This is a genomic window from Noviherbaspirillum aerium, assembly GCF_008929045.1.
Taxonomy (GTDB): Bacteria; Pseudomonadota; Gammaproteobacteria; order Burkholderiales; family Burkholderiaceae_D; genus Noviherbaspirillum; species Noviherbaspirillum aerium.
This window is the reverse complement of record NZ_VFAH01000003.1, coordinates 24,644-41,999: the sequence shown is the minus strand read 5'-3', so window position 1 is coordinate 41,999 and position 17,356 is coordinate 24,644. Positions and strand designations below refer to the sequence as shown.

Sequence of the window (17,356 nt, the reverse complement as noted above, 5' to 3'; positions counted from 1 at the left end):
ATTATCAGTCGGAGTTAGTCAGGGCATTTGAGACTCCTTCCCCTTGAAGGGGAAGGAGAAAAGAAGGCCTTGGCGATCTCAAGTAAAGAAAGACAGGGCAGGCGGCCAACATGCAGTCCGCGCCGCCCGCCGGAGCCGGACAAGGCAAGGCATGGCAAAGCAAGGCAAAGCAAGCGAAACGCCACAGATTCAGCAGCAATACTGGAGATAAAGCATGGCAAGCGAAGTCATACTCGAAACGCAACACCTGACCAAGGGGTTCAAGGGTTTCATCGCAGTAAACGACGTCAACTTCAAGGTCAAGCGCGGTTCGATCCACGCCCTCATCGGACCGAACGGCGCGGGGAAGACTACCTTCTTCAACCTGCTGACGAAATTCCTGACGCCGACCACGGGCAAGATTCTCTACAACGGCGACGACATCACGTCGCTCGCGCCTGAGCAGATCGCGCATCGCGGCGTGATCCGTTCGTTCCAGATCTCCGCGGTGTTTCCGCACCTGACCGTGATGGAAAACGTACGCATCGGCCTGCAGCGCGGCCTCGGCACTTCCTTCCATTTCTGGAAGAGCGAGCGCACGCTCAACCGCCTCAACGACCGTGCAATGCAGCTGCTCGCCGAAGTGGATCTGGAAAGCTTCGCCGACACCGTCACCGTGGACTTGCCTTACGGTCGCAAGCGCGCGCTGGAAATCGCCACCACGCTGGGCATGGAGCCGGAGCTGATGCTGCTCGACGAACCCACGCAGGGCATGGGCCATGAAGACGTGCACCGCGTCACCGACCTGATCAAGAAGGTCTCCGCCGGCCGCACCATCCTGATGGTGGAGCACAACATGAGCGTGGTGTCCGGCATCTGCGACAAGATTTCCGTGCTTCAGCGCGGCGCGCTGCTGGCCGAAGGCACCTACCAGGAAGTATCAAGCAATCCGCAGGTCATGGAAGCCTACATGGGCACCACCTCCGGCCAACTCGAAGGAGCACATTGATGGCTGCAGCCGCACTCGAAATCCGCAATCTCAAGGCATGGTACGGCGAGTCGCACATCCTGCACGACGTCAACCTGGAAGTGAAGCAGGGCGAGGTCGTCACGCTGCTCGGCCGCAACGGCGCGGGCCGCACCACGACGCTGCGCGCGATCATGGGCCTGACCGGCGCGCGCAAGGGCTCGATCAAGATCAACGGCACCGAGTCGATCAGCCTGCCTACCCACAAGGTGGCGCATCTCGGCCTCGGCTACTGCCCGGAAGAGCGCGGCATCTTCTCGTCGCTGTCGGCCGAGGAAAACCTGATGCTGCCGCCGCTGGTATCGAAGTCGTCCAAGGGCATGTCGATCGAAGAAATTTATGAAATCTTTCCCAACCTGGAAGAGCGCCGCCACAGTCAGGGCACGCGCCTGTCCGGCGGCGAGCAGCAGATGCTGGCGGTGGCGCGCATCCTGCGCACCGGCGCCAAGCTGCTGCTGCTGGACGAGATTTCCGAAGGCTTGGCGCCGGTCATCGTGCAGGCCCTGGCCCGCATGATCACCATGCTCAAGGCCAAGGGCTACACCATCGTCATGGTGGAACAGAATTTCCGATTCGCCGCTCCGCTGGCGGACCGGTTTTACGTGATGGAGCATGGACATATCGTCGAGTCCTTCGCTTCCTCCGAGCTGGAATCGAAGATGCCGGTGCTCAATGAGCTGCTTGGCGTCTGACCCGGCTGTACCAACCTATAACAACGCATCAACAGACACGACCCACAACAGAGGAGAAGTTATGAAACTCAAGGCCAAAGTGATCTCGCTCGCCGTCGCTACCGCATTTTCCGCAGGCTTCGCCGCCACCGCGTCCGCGCAGGTATCCGGCGACGTGATCAAGATCGGTCTGCTGACCGACATGTCCGGCGTCTATGCCGACGTCGACGGCCCGGCAGGCGCCGAAGCCGTGAAGATGGCTATCGCCGATGCCGGCGGCAACATCAACGGCAAGAAGATTGAATTCGTCGTGGCCGACCATCAGAACAAGGCCGACATCGCCGCGTCGAAGGCGCGCGAATGGTTCGACCAGCAGGGCGTGGACATGCTCATCGGCGGCACCAACTCCGGCGCCAACCTGGCAATGGCCAAGATCGCGGCGGAAAAGAAAAAGGTGTTCTTCTCGGTCGGCGCCGGCACTGCCCGCCTGACCAATGAAGACTGCTCGCCGTACACGGTTCACTATGCCTACGACACCATCGCGCTGGCACGCGGCACCGGCTCCGCGCTGGTCAAGCAGGGCGGCAAGGACTGGTACTTCCTGACCGCCGACTATGCCTTCGGCGCATCGCTGGAGAAGGACACCGCCGACGTGGTCAAGGCTTCCGGCGGCAAGGTGCTGGGCGCGGTCAAGCATCCGCTGTCGGCTTCCGACTTCTCTTCCTTCCTGCTGCAGGCGCAGTCGTCCAAGGCGCAGATCGTCGGCCTGGCCAATGCCGGCGGCGACACCATCAATGCGATCAAGGCGGCCAACGAGTTCGGCATCACCAAGTCTGCCAAGCTGGCAGGCCTCCTGATGTTCATCACCGACGTGCATTCGCTCGGCCTGAACCTGACCCAGGGCATGTACCTCACCGACGGCTGGTACTGGGACCAGAATCCCGACACCCGCGCCTGGTCGAAGAAGTTCTTTGAAAAGATCAAGCGCATGCCGACCATGCTGCACGCCGCCGATTACTCGGTCGCGGGGCAGTACCTGGCCGCCGTCAAGGCGGTTGGCAGCGACGATGCCGACAAGGTCATGGCGCATCTGAAGAGCACCAAGATCAACGACGTGTTCGCCAAGAACGGCGTGATCCGCCCCGATGGCCGCATGGTCCACGACATGTACCTGATGCAGGTGAAGACCCAGGCCGAATCCAAGTATCCATGGGATTACTACAAGGTGGTGCAGACCATCCCCGGCGATCAGGCTTATGCCACCAAGGCCGAGTCCAAGTGCTCGCTCTGGAAATAAGCTCCTGATGTTGTGTGGCCCGGTGCAGGCAATCACGACACCGGGTCGTGTCTGACACTCGATGCAGCATTGAGTGACCGTTTCCTCTCGCAGGGAAGGGCTGGCGTGGCGGACGGAGGGCTGAACCTTCCTGAGCCGATTGTATGGACCTTATCGTCCCCATGCCAGCCTCTCCCTGCACCAAGAGGAAAGACGGACGCGTCTCTGCCGTATCGACCAATTCTCTTTACGACTATGGAAATCTTCGGCATCCCCCTGCAGGCAATGTTGAGCCAGCTCCTGCTCGGCCTGGTCAACGGCTCGTTCTATGCGATGCTGTCGCTCGGTCTGGCCGTCATTTTCGGCCTGCTCAATGTGATCAACTTCGCACACGGCGCGCTGTACATGATGGGCGCCTTCCTCGCCTGGATGGGCCTGAACTACCTGGGCATCAATTACTGGGTGATGCTGATCGCCGCGCCGATCCTGGTCGGCCTGTTCGGCATCGTCATCGAGAAGACGATGCTGCGCTGGCTCTACAAGCTGGACCACCTCTACGGCCTGCTGCTGACCTTCGGCATCACCCTCATGCTCGAAGGCCTGTTCCGCTCCTTCTATGGCGTCTCCGGGCAGCCGTATTCGGTCCCCGAGGCGCTGATGGGCGCCACCAACCTCGGTTTCATGATCCTTCCCAACTATCGCGCATGGGTGGTAGTAGCGTCGATCGTGGTCTGCCTGGCGACCTGGTTCGTGATCGAGAAGACCAAGCTCGGCGCCTACCTGCGCGCCGGCACCGAGAACCCGAAGCTGGTGGAAGCCTTCGGCATCAACGTGCCGCTGATGGTGACCCTGACCTACGGCTTCGGCGTGGCGCTGGCGGCACTGGCCGGCGTGCTGGCCGCGCCGGTGATCCAGGTGTCGCCGCTGATGGGTTCGAACCTGATCATCGTGGTGTTCGCGGTGGTGGTGATCGGCGGCATGGGCTCGATTCTCGGCTCCATCATCACCGGCCTGGGGCTGGGCATCGTCGAAGGCCTGACGCGGGTGTTCTACCCCGAACTGTCGGCCACGGTGGTGTTCATTATCATGGCGATCGTGCTGATGATCCGTCCCGCCGGCCTGTTCGGCAAGGAGAAGTAAGCCGTTTGAAAGCCGCTTGCCGGCGAGGTCTCCGGTTGCGCCGCACTGTCATTCCGAACGCAGTGCGGCAAGCCACCGGGCAAAGACGAGGGCAAGGGCATGCAGCATCCCTTCGTTCGGAGTGACAGGTTTCAACAAAGGTAGTGATTATGAACAAGAAAGTCGGATACGCGATTGCGCTGGCAGCGGCCCTGGTGGCTCCCTTCGTCGTCTACCCGGTATTCCTGATGAAGGTGCTGTGCTTCGCATTGTTTGCCTGTGCCTTCAACCTGCTGATCGGCTTCACCGGCCTGCTGTCGTTCGGCCATGCGGCCTTCTTCGGCATGGCCGGTTATGTCGCAGGGCATGCGCTCAAGGTGATGGGCCTGCCGTTCGAACTCGGACTGGCCGCCGGCGTTGCCGTGGCGGCGCTCATCGGCCTGGTCATGGGCAGCCTGGCGATCCGCCGCCAGGGCATCTACTTCACGATGATCACGCTGGCGCTGGCGCAGATGCTGTACTTCGTCTGTCTGCAGGCGCCGTTCACCGGCGGCGAGGACGGCTTGCAGGGCGTGCCGCGCGGCAGCCTGCTCGGCATGATCGACCTGTCCAGCGACATGACCATGTATTTCGTGGTGCTGGGAATCGCGGTGGCGGGTTTTGCGCTGATTACCCGCACCGTGCATTCGCCGTTCGGCCAGGTGCTCAAGGCCATCAAGGAAAACGAACCGCGCGCCATCTCGCTCGGCTACGACGTCGACAAGTACAAGCTGCTGGCCTTCGTGCTGTCGGGCGCCTTGGCCGGACTTGCCGGCGCGACCAAGACCGTGGTGCTAGGCTTCGAAACGCTGACCGATGTGCACTGGTCGATGTCGGGCCTGGTGGTGCTGATGACGCTGGTGGGCGGACTCGGCACGCTGAGCGGTCCCATCATCGGCGCGGTGGTCATCATTGCGCTGGAAAACAAGCTGGGCGACCTCGGCAACTTCCTGGCGGCGATCAGCGGCATCGAATGGTTCCGCTCGATCGGCGAGTCGGTCACCATCGTCACCGGTTTCATCTTCATCGTCTGTGTGCTGGCCTTCCGCCGCGGCATCGTCGGCGAGCTGCTCGAGTTCGCGAAGAAGCGCAAGCCCGCTACCGCGCCCATGGCGGCGCCGGTGATCAAGACGGCCGAAGGATAGCATCATGAAAAGGCCTGGCTGGCGGCGGTTGGCGGCGGGATGCATCGCAACAGTCCTTGCGGCATCGTTTGCGGCCAGCGCCGCGAGCGCGAACGACATCGTCATCGGCCAGGTCGCTCCACTGAGCGGCGTGCTGGCGGACACCGGCCGGGAGATGGTGCTGGGCGCGAAGATTTATTTCGATCAGGTCAACGAGCAGGGCGGCATTCACGGCAGAAAGATCCGGCATGTGGTCAAGGATGACGGCTACAAGGTCGAGGAAACCGTCAGGCTGACGCGGGAAGCCATCGACAAGGATGGCGCGCTGGCGCTGATCGGTTTCGCCGGCACCGGCAACGTGGCCGAATTGCTCAAGCAGAAGGTGCTGGAGCAGGCGGGCATTGCGCTGGTGGCGCCCTACACCGGCGGCGAGGTGCTGCGCTCGCCGTTCAATCCCTACATCTTCCACATCCGCGCCGGTTATGCCGATGAGGCGGAAGGCATCGTCGATCAGCTGGCGATGCTGAACATGAAGCGCATCGGCGTCATGTACCAGGATGATCCGTTCGGAAGGGCGGGGCTGGCGGGCGTGGAAGCCGCATTGAAGAAGCGCGGACTGGAACTGGCCGGCACCGGCGCCTATGAAAAGAATACCGACAACGTTGCCGAAGCGGTCAAGGCGCTGGCCAAGGCCAACCCTCAGGCGGTGGTGATGATTTCGGTGAACAAGAGCACGGCCGCCTTCAGCAAGCAGATCCGCTCCGCATCGACAGTGGCGCAGCTGGTAAATATCTCGGTCGTCAATCCCAGGGAGATCGCGCGCCTGATCGGCTCGGAACATGCGCGCGGCATCGGGGTGGCGCAGGTGATGCCTTATCCCTTCACGCCCGCGACCGCGGTGGCGAAGGAATACCAGCAGGCGATGAAGAAACATGCGCCTGCGGGAACGGAGCTGTCGTATACCAGTTTCGAGGAATTCATCGGCGCCAAGGTTCTGGTCGAAGGACTGCGTCGGGCTGGGCCGAATCCGACGCGGGACAAGGTGATCCGTGCGCTGGAGACGCTGGAGGCTTACGATGCCGGCGGCTTTACGTTGCGTTTTTCTCCGACCAATCGCATCGGCTCGCGTTTCGTGGAAATCACGGTGATCGGCAGGGAAGGGCGGCTGCTGCGCTGAAGGTTTTCGCGCGGGCCGACATGCCCGGTAGTGCGTGCCCGTCATTCTCCGGCGAGCCGGCCCCGGTGCAGGCACGCAGGCCTGCACCACCCTTGAAAAGGAGTGTCTTCGGCTTATGCCTGGAGACGAAAGTTTGTAGCAAGCAGTAGAAGCAGTAGAAGCAGTAGAAGCAGCAGAAGCAGCAGAAGCAGCAGAAGCAGCAGAAGCAGCAGAAGCAGCAGAAGCAGCAGAAGCAGCAGAAGCAGCAGAAGCAGCAGAAGCAGTGGTTGTTTTCTTCCCCAGCAGTTGAGGGTTACGTTCGCGTAACCCTTTTTTTCGTCCTGCATTTCGCAGGGGCGCCTCAGATGCCGGTCGGATAAGTCTCCGGCGCTTCATCATGCTGCGGATGCACCACCGCTTCGAGCGGACGCAGAGCTTGCGTGGTATCGACATGCACCACGGCATCGAATTGCCGGGACAGCGAAGCATAGAAGTAGTGGCTCATGCGCTCGCTCTCCGGGAGATAGATCACGCCGATGGCCCGTTCCAGCCTGCGCTCCTGCAGCAGTTCCGACAGGTAGCGCCTGTCGCGCATCCTGAGAAAGAAATGCTTCAGGCCGGTGTCATGCAGCAGTCTTTCATAACTGTTGACCAGCGACGGCCGCACGGTCTTCTTCTCCGCAGGGCCATCCCATTCCGATGCGGCGGTCACGGTGCCGTCATGCGTGGTGAAGCCCAGCAGAAAGGTTTCCGCCATGCCGTGCCGCTCGCGCACGAGCTGACCCAGGTTGAGCTGGCCATGGTCGCCCATTTCGGTTGCGCGGGCATCGCCGATGTGCGAGTTGTGCGCCCACACGACGACCTTCGCCTTGCCGCCCTTGCGTTGTGCGATATGTGTGCGCAAGGCATCGAGCGTATCGGCCATGTGTTCGTCGCGCAGGTTCCAGGAGGCATTCTGGCCCTGGAACATGGTGCGGTAATACGCTTCCGCGTTCTGCGCAACGCGGGCATTCTGCTGCGCGTAGAACAATTCGTCGGCCGCGCCTTCGCCGTCGGCATCGGCATAGCGGCGGGCATCCGTCGTCATCGCCACCAACTGGCGGATGACTTCATCCTCGCAGTCCTTGCGCATGCCGAAGGTGGCGGCATAGCCATAGCGCTGCGGATCTTCCGCCAAGTGATCGAAGCAGGCGTAGCGGGCGCGCGCCTGGCGTGCCGCTTCCGGATCGACCGTGGAGAGATAGCGCACCACGGCTTCCATCGAATTGCGCAGGCTGTAGAGGTCCAGCCCGTAGAAGCCGACGCCATCTCCCTGAGCTGTGCGCTGCTGGTTATGCTGCTTGAGCCAGGCGACCAGTTCCACGACTTCGGTATTGCGCCACATCCATTGGGGAAAGCGCTCGAAACCCTGCAATGCCTGGCGCGGCTCCGCCGCCTGCTGTGCGCCGGGATCAATGGCGGCGGCCAGCGGCGAGTGCGCTGCGCGGACATAACGGCTGACCCGCAAGGCGTCCGGCCAGTCGGCTTCGACGGCAATCGCGTCGAAGCCTTTCTCGGCGATCAGATACTTGGTGATTTCCGCTCGGATACGGTAGAACTCGCGGCTGCCATGCGTCGCTTCGCCCAGCAGCACGATCGAGGCATCGCCGATCTGCTCGACGATCGGGCCCAACTTGTTGATATCGTTCAAGAGCAGCGCTTCACGTTGCAGCGCTTCAATGATGGATTGATCGGACATGATGCCACCTCACGCACTTCACAACTTCGGCTGCGCCGCCAAGCGATAGTTCCGTGTTGCCGCCGTTGCAGAAACGCCGCCGCGGGGCGCCATCCACATGCGGGCATGGCACTTGCAACCTTGCGGGCGCAGACAGTGTTGCAGAAACTGAAGGCAGGGCGCCGGCTTCGCTCCATGCGGGGCGCACTGTCCTCAAGTGCAAATCCGACTCGGGCTTGCACATTTTCCAAAGGAGCCAATCATGCAGATCATTTCCGACATCATGACACGCGATGTACGCAGCGTGTCTCCAACCGAAACCATCATGCGCGCCGCCCAGATTATGGATGAACTCAACGTCGGCTCGCTTCCGGTATGCGACGGCAGCAAGCTGATCGGCATGGTGACCGATCGCGACATCACCATTCGCGCAACGGCCGCCGGCATGGCGCCCGATCAGGCGAGCGTGCAGGATGTCATGTCCCAACAGGTGCGCTGGTGCTTCGACAACCAGTCCGTCGATGAAGTGATGGACCAGATGTCGGACTCTCAAGTCAGGCGGGTACCGGTCCTCGATCACGACAGCCATCAGTTGATCGGCATCGTGTCGCTCGGCGACCTTGCGACCAAGCATTCGGCGCAGGTGGACCGTACGCTGGAAAACATTTCCGACCCGTCGCAGCCGGATCGGCCGCATTAATTCATTTTACTAATCCATTCGCCAATGGCACGGCGGCAGCCCGGCTTGCGGGGCGCCGCCGTGATGTCTTCTGCTGAACGGGCGCGGCATCCAGCCTGGTGATGCGAGGCCGGTTCAGCCACGCCCGTTCAGCCATGCCGCCAACGCGTCTTGATGATATGCATGTGTTATGCACGTGTCATGAGCGTTAGGTCCATGCCATCCCCACTTCCCGACTATTCCCTTCGGTTTTGTGCACTGCATTCAATCCAGAATTTTTGCGTTTTCGCAAATGACTAAAGAAAGGGACTCGGCTACAATCTTTCCTTGTGGAAAAGGTATCGCCACAGATGCCATCATAACAATCAGACGCTTGAGACTTGGACAGCAAGCCGGCAGGAAATTGCCAAAGCCAGTCCGTTGAGCTCAAGGGGAATGGGAGACGAGACAATGCAAGGCATCCGATCAGGAAAGTGTTCGCCCAAAGCCTGCCGCCGCATGACGGCGCGTTCGCGCTGGAACCTGGTGTCTCGATAACCTGCACCTTTTCCTTTCCGCCAAACATTCATGCCCCCATATTCCGGCAAGCCCGACAGGAAAACAGCCCGCAGTCTTGCAGATGACCGGCAATCGCTGCGCCTGCGCCGTTTTTCGATGGCGGCCTTGTCCGCGGTGGTGACTTTTCTCATGCTCGGCACGCTCTACATGCATGGCCTGATGGAAGGGCGCACGATTCTCGGCGGTACGATGGCCATGGGGCTTGGCCTCGCTGTCTTCTTCATCGCCTTCAAGCGCGGCTGGAACCTGAAGGCGAAGGACCCGAGCCTGACAGGCCCGATGATGCTGCTGTCCGCTGCCGTCATCTTCCTGCTCATGTTCGATTCCGCCACGGCGCGCGCCACCATGGGCGCGTATCTGTGCGTCATCATGCTCTTTGGCGTGTTCCGCTATCCCACCGTGGTGCTGATGAAGACGGCCATCATCTTTCTCTGCGTCTATGCAGGCATGCTGGGCGTGCTCTGGCTACGCGGCGCGCCGGCGACCGACATGGCGATGGACATGGGCCGCCTGATCGTCATGGCCTGCGTGCTGCCGCTGGTGGCATGGGTGGGTGGCCACATCAACAGCCTGCGCAACACGCTGCACGACCGCAAGGTATTTTTCCAGACCATCTGGGATACCTGCAAGGAAGTGGTCGTCGTGATGGATGGCGAAGGACTCATCCGCTATACCAATCCCGCCATGAAAACCGTCTTTGACCGCGACCCGGCCTCCATGATCGGCATGCATGCGGGCAGCCTGCAGCCGGCGCATGTGGATGTCACCCATCGCATGCTGCATGCGGTGCAGACGCTTGAAGGCCCCGGCGCCAAGGCTTCTTTCGAAACCGAAGGCGTGCGTGCCGACGGCACGCGTCTGCCGCTGGAAATCACGCTCAGCCGCGCCTATCTGGAAGGAACCGACATGGTGGTGGCCTTCCTGTCCGACATCACCAAGAGGAAGATGGCGGAAGACCAGATCAAGCACCTGGCGCAGCATGATCCGCTCACCGGCCTGCCGAACCGCGCGATGATGCATGAGCGCCTGGCCCACGCGCTCGCGCTCGCGGGCCGCCAGCAAGGCGCGGTATGGGTGCTGTTCCTTGACTTCGACCGCTTCAAGCTGATCAACGACAGCCTCGGCCACAAGGTGGGCGACATCGTGCTGACCACCATGGCGGCGCGCATGGTCGAAGTCTGCCGCGAGACGGATACCGTCGCCCGCCTCGGGGGTGATGAATTCGTCATGATCCTGTCCGAAACGCGGGGCGGCAAACTCTCCGAAAGCATCATTGAAAGACTGATGGCCAAGCTGGCCCGGCCCATCCGTGTGAACGGCCATGAACTGCTGCTGACATCGAGCATCGGCATTTCCGTGTTCCCGGAAGACGGCGCCACGGTCGACAGCCTGGTTGAGCATGCTGACGTCGCCATGTACCGCGCCAAGCAGAACGGCCGCAATAATTTCTGCTTCTATACGGCTTCGATGAACGATGCGGCGATTGCCCGGCTCGAACTCGAAAGCGATCTGCGCAATGCGCTGCAGCGCGATGAATTCCGCCTGCATTACCAGCCGCAAGTGGATGTCGCCTCGGGCGACACGGTGGGAGCGGAAGCCCTGCTGCGCTGGCAGCATCCGACCAAGGGCCTGGTGCCGCCGGCTGCCTTCATCCCGATGGCGGAGGAGACCGGCCTGATCGTACCCATCGGGGCATGGGTCATTCGCGCCGCCTGCGAGCAGCAGCGCAAATGGATGAATGACGGTCTGCCGCCGATGCGCATTTCGGTCAACCTGTCGCCCAGGCAGTTCGCCGAAACCGATCTGGTGGAAACCATTCAGTCCATCCTTATCGAAACCCGCATCGATCCCACCTATCTCGAACTCGAGCTGACCGAAGGCATGCTGATGAGCGATGTCGACCTCGCCGAGAAACGTCTCGCACAACTCAAGAGGCTGGGCGTGCATCTTTCCATCGACGACTTCGGCACCGGCTACTCAAGCCTCGCTTACCTGAAGCGCTTCCCGATCGATGTGCTGAAGATCGACCGCTCCTTCGTCAAGGACTTGTCCAACGAAGACAACAGCAAGGCCATCGTGATGGCCATCATCACCCTGGCCAAGGCGATGAAGCTGCATGTGGTCGCGGAGGGCGTGGAACTGCTGGAACAGGAAGAGTATCTGCGCAAGGCTTGCTGCGACCGCATACAAGGCTATCTGGTGAGTGCGCCGCTGCCGGCATTGGAATTCAAGGAAAACTTCCTGGAGAAGGGCGCATTGCAGGCGGCTTGAACCGGACACGCGCCTGCGAGTGTTACCAATCCCGAATCACCCCATGCCGAACGAGAGCGACGGATTTTTCGGCTGGCAGGGCCGGGACCAGATCGAGTGTTTTCCGGGGGCCGGGGTCAGAACAGCGATTGCTGCGGAGCCGGCTTGCCGGCATTGCGGCCGGCCGGATGGGCAACCAGCTGCTCGGCCGGGTAGCGCTCGAAAAACCTTTGCGCCTCATCGACGGGACAGTGCAGCCACTCGTCGTACTGGTCAGGCCGCAGGATGACGAGCATGCGCTTCTCATCGTCGGGCTTGTGGAACCGCTGCATCAGCGGATGCCCGTCGGCATTGATGGTCAGCATGGAAAAAGACAGCAAGGATAGGCCATCCGGCCCGGCCTGCTTGTGTTCCCAGATGCCGGCAATGCCAAGCGGACTGCCATCGGCATTCATGATTTCCCAGCGCTCCGATTTCCCGGTTTCATAGGAAGGCTCGAATACCGATGCCGCGGGAATAATGCAGAACTGGCCATGCTTGAAGGCATGCCGGAAAGTCGGCTTGCTTGCCACGGTCTCCGTGCGCGCATTGTAGGTCTGCCGCGCCAGCTTCGGCTCGGCCCAGTGAGGCACCATCCCGAACATGCCCAGCGCACAGGCCCGGTCGCCCGGCTCGGCGTCGATTCGCGGCAAGCGGATCAGGGGCGACATGTAGCCGGGGTAGGATTCGGCGACATAGTCGGAGTCCGGCGGCGCGACCTGGAAATGCTGGCGCAACTGGTCGTGAGTGGAGGGGATGTAATTGGCGCACATGCGGAAATTGTAATGCGGTTTCGCGTCCTCGAACTTGATTCTCCATCAGGCATTTCGGGAGAATTTCAAGACCCGCAGCGACCTGCTCATGCGTGCACGGGCGAAAAATGTCTTCATCTGGCTTTGGCGGAAGCGCAACAGGTTGCCTGGCATTCGTACCATTCATTACCCGATAAAAACCAGCGGGCCTTTAGTCTGCTTCAGGGAAACATGACCTGCCAATGTCCATTGCTCCTGCTTTACTCGCAGTCCCCGCGCAAGCGCAGTCGATACCGCCTTTCTTATTATTTGATGATCCGGCCCGAAGGAAGGTCCATTTTTCGGGTCGCTGTTCTCATCCTCTACCTCTGGGAGAGGGACGGGATGAGGGGAGCCGGCCCAACATGTTTTCGGGCTGGACCCATAAGGCGGCATCCGTCAGCCAGGTTCTCTTTAGTCACCATTCGATGCCGCGCGTTTTCTCTGCCGGGGCCACCATGGTCTCAAATTCGTCTTTCCAGTATTACGTCGGCAACTGGCCGCTGCCATATCGTGGGAACCATAAGGTCGCTGGCGTCACTCACTGGGTAGGAAATCGGAGTTCATCTGGGCTTGCCGTACGGAGCCAAGGCGACTGGCGGTGGCTCCTCGTCCTGCACTGCATTTCAAGCTGCTCATGACAAGGAGGAAGCAATGACGATAAATGTACCCAACACGAATTTCGTACCGGATCATGGGCTGTTTCTCCCAAAAACGCCGCCCGACATACGTATGCCCAAGGCGGAGGAAATGCTCATTAATGAGCTTATCGGCGGCTCCGGCTTGAATATGCTGTATGGCCACGGGAGCACCGACACCCCACCTGAAATGTGGGACCAGGACAAGTATGCCAAGCTTCTTGAAAAAGGCGACGGCAATGCCGCCGTCGCTTACATCGTCAAGGGCCTTAAGAACGGAACCCTTTCTCCCGACACCGCGAAAGCGCTCGCGTCAGAAGTACAACAGAATGCAAATGCCGCGGGCGGGGGGAGGATTAACCGTGAAATGCGCGAAGCGTTGAAGGACGCTCTCGGTACTGATACCGATCACATCGCTAAAGGAAAGACCAGAGGCCAAGTTTTCATTGAGAAAGCTTTCAAATTTGCTTTGAGTATCCTTACGTTTGGACTGCTGTGAGGGTTTGCGTATTAATGCCTCGTTAACGGTGAAGATGGCTCGATCCGGACCCCATGCTTGAGCCCGTCATCAAAGATCCCAACGCGTTCTTCCTTCAGCATCACGCGGGTCTGTCCTTGCACCATATCCAAGCACCAACGCGGCTTCTTCTCATGGCGGCAGGAACGGTTTCACCGTGACCTGCCTACCGATCCTGGACAGATTGATGCCGGCACTGCGTTGTGACTCCTTGCCATGGCCTGGCCATGTCGCGTCGTCACGTCTTGTGCCAGCAAGAATTTGCGCCGGCTAGGCCGGTGAGGGCGAAAACGCTCTAGCGGCAGAGCCATGTCATGCCATCTGCTTATTCCACTCCCCAGGCATTGATATCAATGCCCTGGCAAGGAGGGCAAGCCTTTCCTCCGCCCTTATCCGCGTCTTTACTGCATCCCGGAATTGAAACAACTTTATGCAGGCCATAAGAAATCCGGTCGCCGTTAGAGCGTACTGCCTGCCGCATTATTACCGCCCCCGCGTCTGGATTGACTTGCACAGCATCCGGACCCCACAGCGGGCACTGAACAGGAAAAGGCCTGAATAGCTATTTGATCCAGTAGCGTGCCCGGCAGATTTGCCCGGTCAAGCCGCGAAGGCTCTCGCCTACAAAGGGCAAGGCGGCTTGCAGGTACGGGGTGATACCGACGAGGCTATTAAAACAGGCATACCAGTGAATAAAAATGATAATGATTCTCATTGAGATAACGAGCGAAACTTCGTAGAATTACATTTGTTTATTTGATAACTGTAGGCGAGGCGGATTTATTCTTTCGGTCCGTTCTCGTCCAGATGCGAACGGCGACTTTCATGGAGGATGAAATTGGCGGTGTGTAACGAAACGGACGTTGAGCTAACAGGGGTGTTCATTACCCATCGATCGCAATTGCGCCAAGCTGCCATGAAAATTATTGGAACGCGAGAGCAGGCGGAAGATGTGGTGCAGGACGCTTACCTGAAGGTGATGGAAAGTTCAGCAGTAAGCAACGTCAAGCAGCCGCTCGCATATCTTTTCCAGCTGGTGCGCAACCTGGCCATCGATCGCTATCGCCAGGCAATGCTGGAGTCTCGCTTCTTCGTTACCGAGGAAGAGGGCATGCATGTGCCGGCAACCGCGGGCACGCCCGAAGCTCTTGCCGGCGACATGCAGCAATTGAGACTGGTGGCTGACGCGCTCGCCAGATTGCCGGAGCGTACGCGCCGCGCGTTCGAACTTTGCCGCCTTGGCGGTCATACCCAACGCGAAGTCGCCGATCTGCTGGGCGTATCCGCCACGCTGGTCAACTTCATGATCCGGGATGCATTGACTTCCTGTCGCGCTGCAATTGAGCCGGCGTAAGCGGAATGGCCGCAAGGTATGACGAATCATGGCGACGGTGGCAGCTTGTTTCTCGGCAGGATTCCGTTCACCGTTTGACCGGCTAGGTTGTCACTCGCGCCCACAGGCTGTGTTTGTACTTGCCTCAAATTGATTGCATATCCTCGCTTCACCAGCGAGGAGTATTCGAACGGCTGCGCGTTCATTTGCGTTGCCGGTAGGCGGATTGTCGTTGAAAGAAGGAACGCGGTGCACTGTAACGTTCTGCAGCGCGATCAAGGCGGGCCTGATTGTCTCTCAACGCCCAGGAAACGTGCTCCATCAATCTTCTCGCACTAGCATTGGTAAGCGGTGCCATTGACGGTACTGGTGCCTGTGCTCTTTCCAGGCCCGTTTCACCCTGTCTCGTGAATCAGCAACGCCCTTGCCGAGCCTGCGCAGATGCGGTTGCCTGTGCGGGTTGCTGGTGTTTGGTGATGGTAGAGCCGATTCCCCAATACGTACTGAGCCACGTACCGAGCCTCGGCAACGACCTTGCCAGACCATTTCCATCGATCCCGCTGGTGATGTGATGACTTGGAGTCGATATAAACAAATCCCATGCTGCTTCGTCTTCGAAAGCAGATGACACGCGCATATGCCGGCTGGCCATTGAAGCGCTGTCGCGTTTCCTCAACCTTACAAGGATACCCAATGACGACCAGTTGCTTTGATCGTGAAGACGAGACTTTCATCGTGCTTGTCAATCATGAAGAACAATATTCCATCTGGCCCCACTGGAAAGCCATTCCCGGCGGCTGGAAAGCCGTCGAAGGAATCAGCGGCGACAAGAAGACCGTGCTCGACTACGTTGAAAAAGCATGGTCCGACATGCGTCCCCTGTCGCTGCGCAAATGGATGGATGCGCAGGCACCGACACCTGAAGCCGTCACCTCCGCCGTTCAGTGATTCCTTCCATGCGCATGCCCTGCATCAATCTGCTCGCACTGCCGTGCGCGGGCGCGAGTGCCATCATGTATCTGCGCTGGCGCAACCTGCTGCCGGAGTGGATCCGTGTCGTTCCCGTGGAGCTGCCCGGGCGAGGCGTGCGCATGGATGAGCCATTCGCCGAGAATTTCGAGCACCTCGTCGCGCAGATTTGCGAGGAGCAGGCAGCGCTCATGCGCGGCCCTTATGCCTTGTTCGGCCACAGCATGGGCGCCTTACTCGCCTACGGTATCGCCCAGCGTCAGCGTGCCTCGGGAAGGCCGTTGCCATCTTCCCTGTTTGTTTCGGCATGTGCTGCGCCGTCACGGCGCGATCCGGAACGATTCGCCGGCCACGACGACGAAACAAGGCTGATTGCTGATCTGCGCAAGCACGGAGGCACGCCGGAAGACGTCTTCGGCAGCGCCGAATTGCTGCAGCTCGCGTTGGAAACTCTCGCCGCCGACTATCGGGTGTGCGACAGCTTCCGCTATATCGCGCAGCCGCTTCTGCCCGTTCCGCTTCACGTGCTTGCCGGACGGGGCGACGATCTCACGACAGGCTGTATCGGGGCCTGGCGCCAGGAGACGGGAGGCGCATTTTCTCTTGACTGGTTCGATGGCGGCCATTTCTTCATCCGCCCGTGCGAACGGGGAGTCTTGGCTGTCATCGTGCGTGAGCTGGTCTATCGGTTTCCCGGAGCAAGGCATGCTGCAAGTTGCGTTGCCTGAGGTGCTGCGTCCGCATGTCGAAGCCTGGCGGCTCGACCCGGACCTGGCCGCGCCTGTGACGGATGCCGACTGGGCTGTCCTCGGCAAGGACGAAAAAGAGCGTGCGCTGCGCTTCGGCAGGCACGAGGATCGAGTGCGTTATGTCGCAACCCGGGCCACATTGCGGCGCCTTCTGGCCGCGCGGCTTGGGCGCAGGCCGCAGGATCTTCGGTTCATGAACGGCTTCCACGGCAAGCCACGCCTTGCCCAGTCATGCGGTTCGGAGCTGCGCTTGGAATTCAACGTGTCTCATGCAGGCGCCCATGGACTCATTGCAATTTCCCGCCGCCGTGCCGTCGGCGTGGATATCGAACGCCGCATTCCAGCCTTCGACGTTGCGAGTCTCGAGCAGCAGGTGCTTTCGCCCTTCGAGCGGCGGACGGAGGCGGAGCGGCAACTGGAATTTTTTGAGCGCTGGGTAGTGAAGGAGGCGGTGCTCAAGGCGATCGGTACGGGAGTGGCAAGTCATCTTCAGCAGCTGTCGGTGGAAAAACCCCTGGGGCACGACGAGCGCCGATACGGCCTGCGCCATGCCGTGCCCGAATGGCCCTCCATGGGAGCGTGGCGGCTTGATGCCCCGACGGGCTATGCCGCAGCGATCGCGTATGAACTCGACGAGCCGCGCGAGCCTTTCACGAGTGCTGCCGACCCGGCCATGCTTTAGCGATCGCGGGAAAAACATGTCTGGTAGATGGATCAGGGAGATT

At 60.3% G+C, this 17,356-nt stretch carries 16 protein-coding genes; 13 read left to right on the top strand and 3 right to left on the bottom strand.

Annotation, left to right across the window (positions count from 1 at the left end; all coding sequences use genetic code 11):
- The first annotated feature begins 214 nt into the window (after positions 1 to 214).
- The 6 genes from FH061_RS06025 (at position 215) to FH061_RS06000 (ending at position 6,412) form a co-directional block, all read left to right on the top strand.
- Positions 215 to 988 (top strand): ABC transporter ATP-binding protein, encoded by a 774-nt coding sequence (locus FH061_RS06025; protein WP_151634038.1) that lies wholly within the window; start codon positions 215 to 217, stop codon positions 986 to 988.
- Positions 988 to 1,698 carry an ABC transporter ATP-binding protein gene (locus FH061_RS06020; protein WP_151634036.1) on the top strand — a complete coding sequence of 237 codons (711 nt, stop codon included), beginning with the start codon at positions 988 to 990 and terminating at the stop codon, positions 1,696 to 1,698. Before FH061_RS06025 ends, FH061_RS06020 begins: the two co-directional genes overlap by 1 nt.
- Positions 1,699 to 1,759: 61 nt before the next feature.
- Positions 1,760 to 2,974: an ABC transporter substrate-binding protein gene (locus tag FH061_RS06015; RefSeq protein ID WP_151634034.1), complete on the top strand. Its 1,215-nt coding sequence runs from the start codon at positions 1,760 to 1,762 to the stop codon at positions 2,972 to 2,974.
- Positions 2,975 to 3,208: 234 nt separating this feature from the next.
- Positions 3,209 to 4,093 carry a branched-chain amino acid ABC transporter permease gene (locus FH061_RS06010; protein WP_151634032.1) on the top strand — a complete coding sequence of 295 codons (885 nt, stop codon included), beginning with the start codon at positions 3,209 to 3,211 and terminating at the stop codon, positions 4,091 to 4,093.
- 149 nt (positions 4,094 to 4,242) lie between these two features.
- Positions 4,243 to 5,256 carry a branched-chain amino acid ABC transporter permease gene (locus FH061_RS06005; RefSeq protein WP_151634030.1) on the top strand — a complete coding sequence of 338 codons (1,014 nt, stop codon included), beginning with the start codon at positions 4,243 to 4,245 and terminating at the stop codon, positions 5,254 to 5,256.
- A gap of 4 nt (positions 5,257 to 5,260) precedes the next feature.
- Positions 5,261 to 6,412 carry an ABC transporter substrate-binding protein gene (locus FH061_RS06000; RefSeq protein WP_151634028.1) on the top strand — a complete coding sequence of 384 codons (1,152 nt, stop codon included), beginning with the start codon at positions 5,261 to 5,263 and terminating at the stop codon, positions 6,410 to 6,412.
- A 113-nt stretch (positions 6,413 to 6,525) separates the two neighbouring features.
- Here the strand turns inward: FH061_RS06000 and FH061_RS30325 are convergent, their stop codons facing one another.
- Together FH061_RS30325 and FH061_RS05995 are read right to left on the bottom strand one after the other, a co-directional pair.
- Entirely contained in the window at positions 6,526 to 6,738 is a 213-nt protein-coding gene (locus FH061_RS30325) for a hypothetical protein (protein ID WP_192804943.1), read from the bottom strand.
- A gap of 14 nt (positions 6,739 to 6,752) precedes the next feature.
- A complete protein-coding gene (locus FH061_RS05995) occupies positions 6,753 to 8,129 on the bottom strand; it encodes an erythromycin esterase family protein (RefSeq protein ID WP_151634026.1) in 1,377 nt (458 codons plus the stop codon).
- 241 nt (positions 8,130 to 8,370) lie between these two features.
- On the opposite strand from FH061_RS05995, the gene FH061_RS05990 reads away from it, so the two are divergent.
- Both FH061_RS05990 and FH061_RS05985 read left to right on the top strand, forming a co-directional pair.
- Positions 8,371 to 8,808 carry a CBS domain-containing protein gene (locus tag FH061_RS05990; protein ID WP_151634024.1) on the top strand — a complete coding sequence of 146 codons (438 nt, stop codon included), beginning with the start codon at positions 8,371 to 8,373 and terminating at the stop codon, positions 8,806 to 8,808.
- A gap of 546 nt (positions 8,809 to 9,354) precedes the next feature.
- The gene (locus FH061_RS05985) at positions 9,355 to 11,616 is read left to right on the top strand and encodes a putative bifunctional diguanylate cyclase/phosphodiesterase (RefSeq protein WP_151634022.1); all 2,262 of its coding nucleotides are present in this window, start codon (positions 9,355 to 9,357) and stop codon (positions 11,614 to 11,616) included.
- A gap of 116 nt (positions 11,617 to 11,732) precedes the next feature.
- On the opposite strand, the gene FH061_RS05980 is transcribed toward FH061_RS05985, so the two are convergent.
- Positions 11,733 to 12,407 carry an SOS response-associated peptidase gene (locus FH061_RS05980; protein ID WP_151634020.1) on the bottom strand — a complete coding sequence of 225 codons (675 nt, stop codon included), beginning with the start codon at positions 12,405 to 12,407 and terminating at the stop codon, positions 11,733 to 11,735.
- Positions 12,408 to 13,079: 672 nt separating this feature from the next.
- Here FH061_RS05980 and FH061_RS05975 point away from each other — a divergent pair.
- The 5 genes from FH061_RS05975 (at position 13,080) to FH061_RS05955 (ending at position 17,313) form a co-directional block, all read left to right on the top strand.
- Positions 13,080 to 13,562: a hypothetical protein gene (locus tag FH061_RS05975; protein ID WP_151634019.1), complete on the top strand. Its 483-nt coding sequence runs from the start codon at positions 13,080 to 13,082 to the stop codon at positions 13,560 to 13,562.
- Positions 13,563 to 14,412: 850 nt separating this feature from the next.
- Positions 14,413 to 14,934 (top strand): RNA polymerase factor sigma-70, encoded by a 522-nt coding sequence (locus FH061_RS05970; RefSeq protein ID WP_151634017.1) that lies wholly within the window; start codon positions 14,413 to 14,415, stop codon positions 14,932 to 14,934.
- A 672-nt stretch (positions 14,935 to 15,606) separates the two neighbouring features.
- A complete protein-coding gene (locus tag FH061_RS05965; RefSeq protein WP_151634015.1) occupies positions 15,607 to 15,861 on the top strand; it encodes an MbtH family protein in 255 nt (84 codons plus the stop codon).
- Between the two features lie 8 nt (positions 15,862 to 15,869).
- Positions 15,870 to 16,610, top strand: a complete 741-nt coding sequence (locus FH061_RS05960) for a thioesterase II family protein (protein WP_151634013.1) — start codon at positions 15,870 to 15,872, stop codon at positions 16,608 to 16,610.
- Entirely contained in the window at positions 16,588 to 17,313 is a 726-nt protein-coding gene (locus FH061_RS05955; RefSeq protein WP_192804942.1) for a 4'-phosphopantetheinyl transferase family protein, read from the top strand. Before FH061_RS05960 ends, FH061_RS05955 begins: the two co-directional genes overlap by 23 nt.
- Positions 17,314 to 17,356 lie beyond the last annotated feature (43 nt).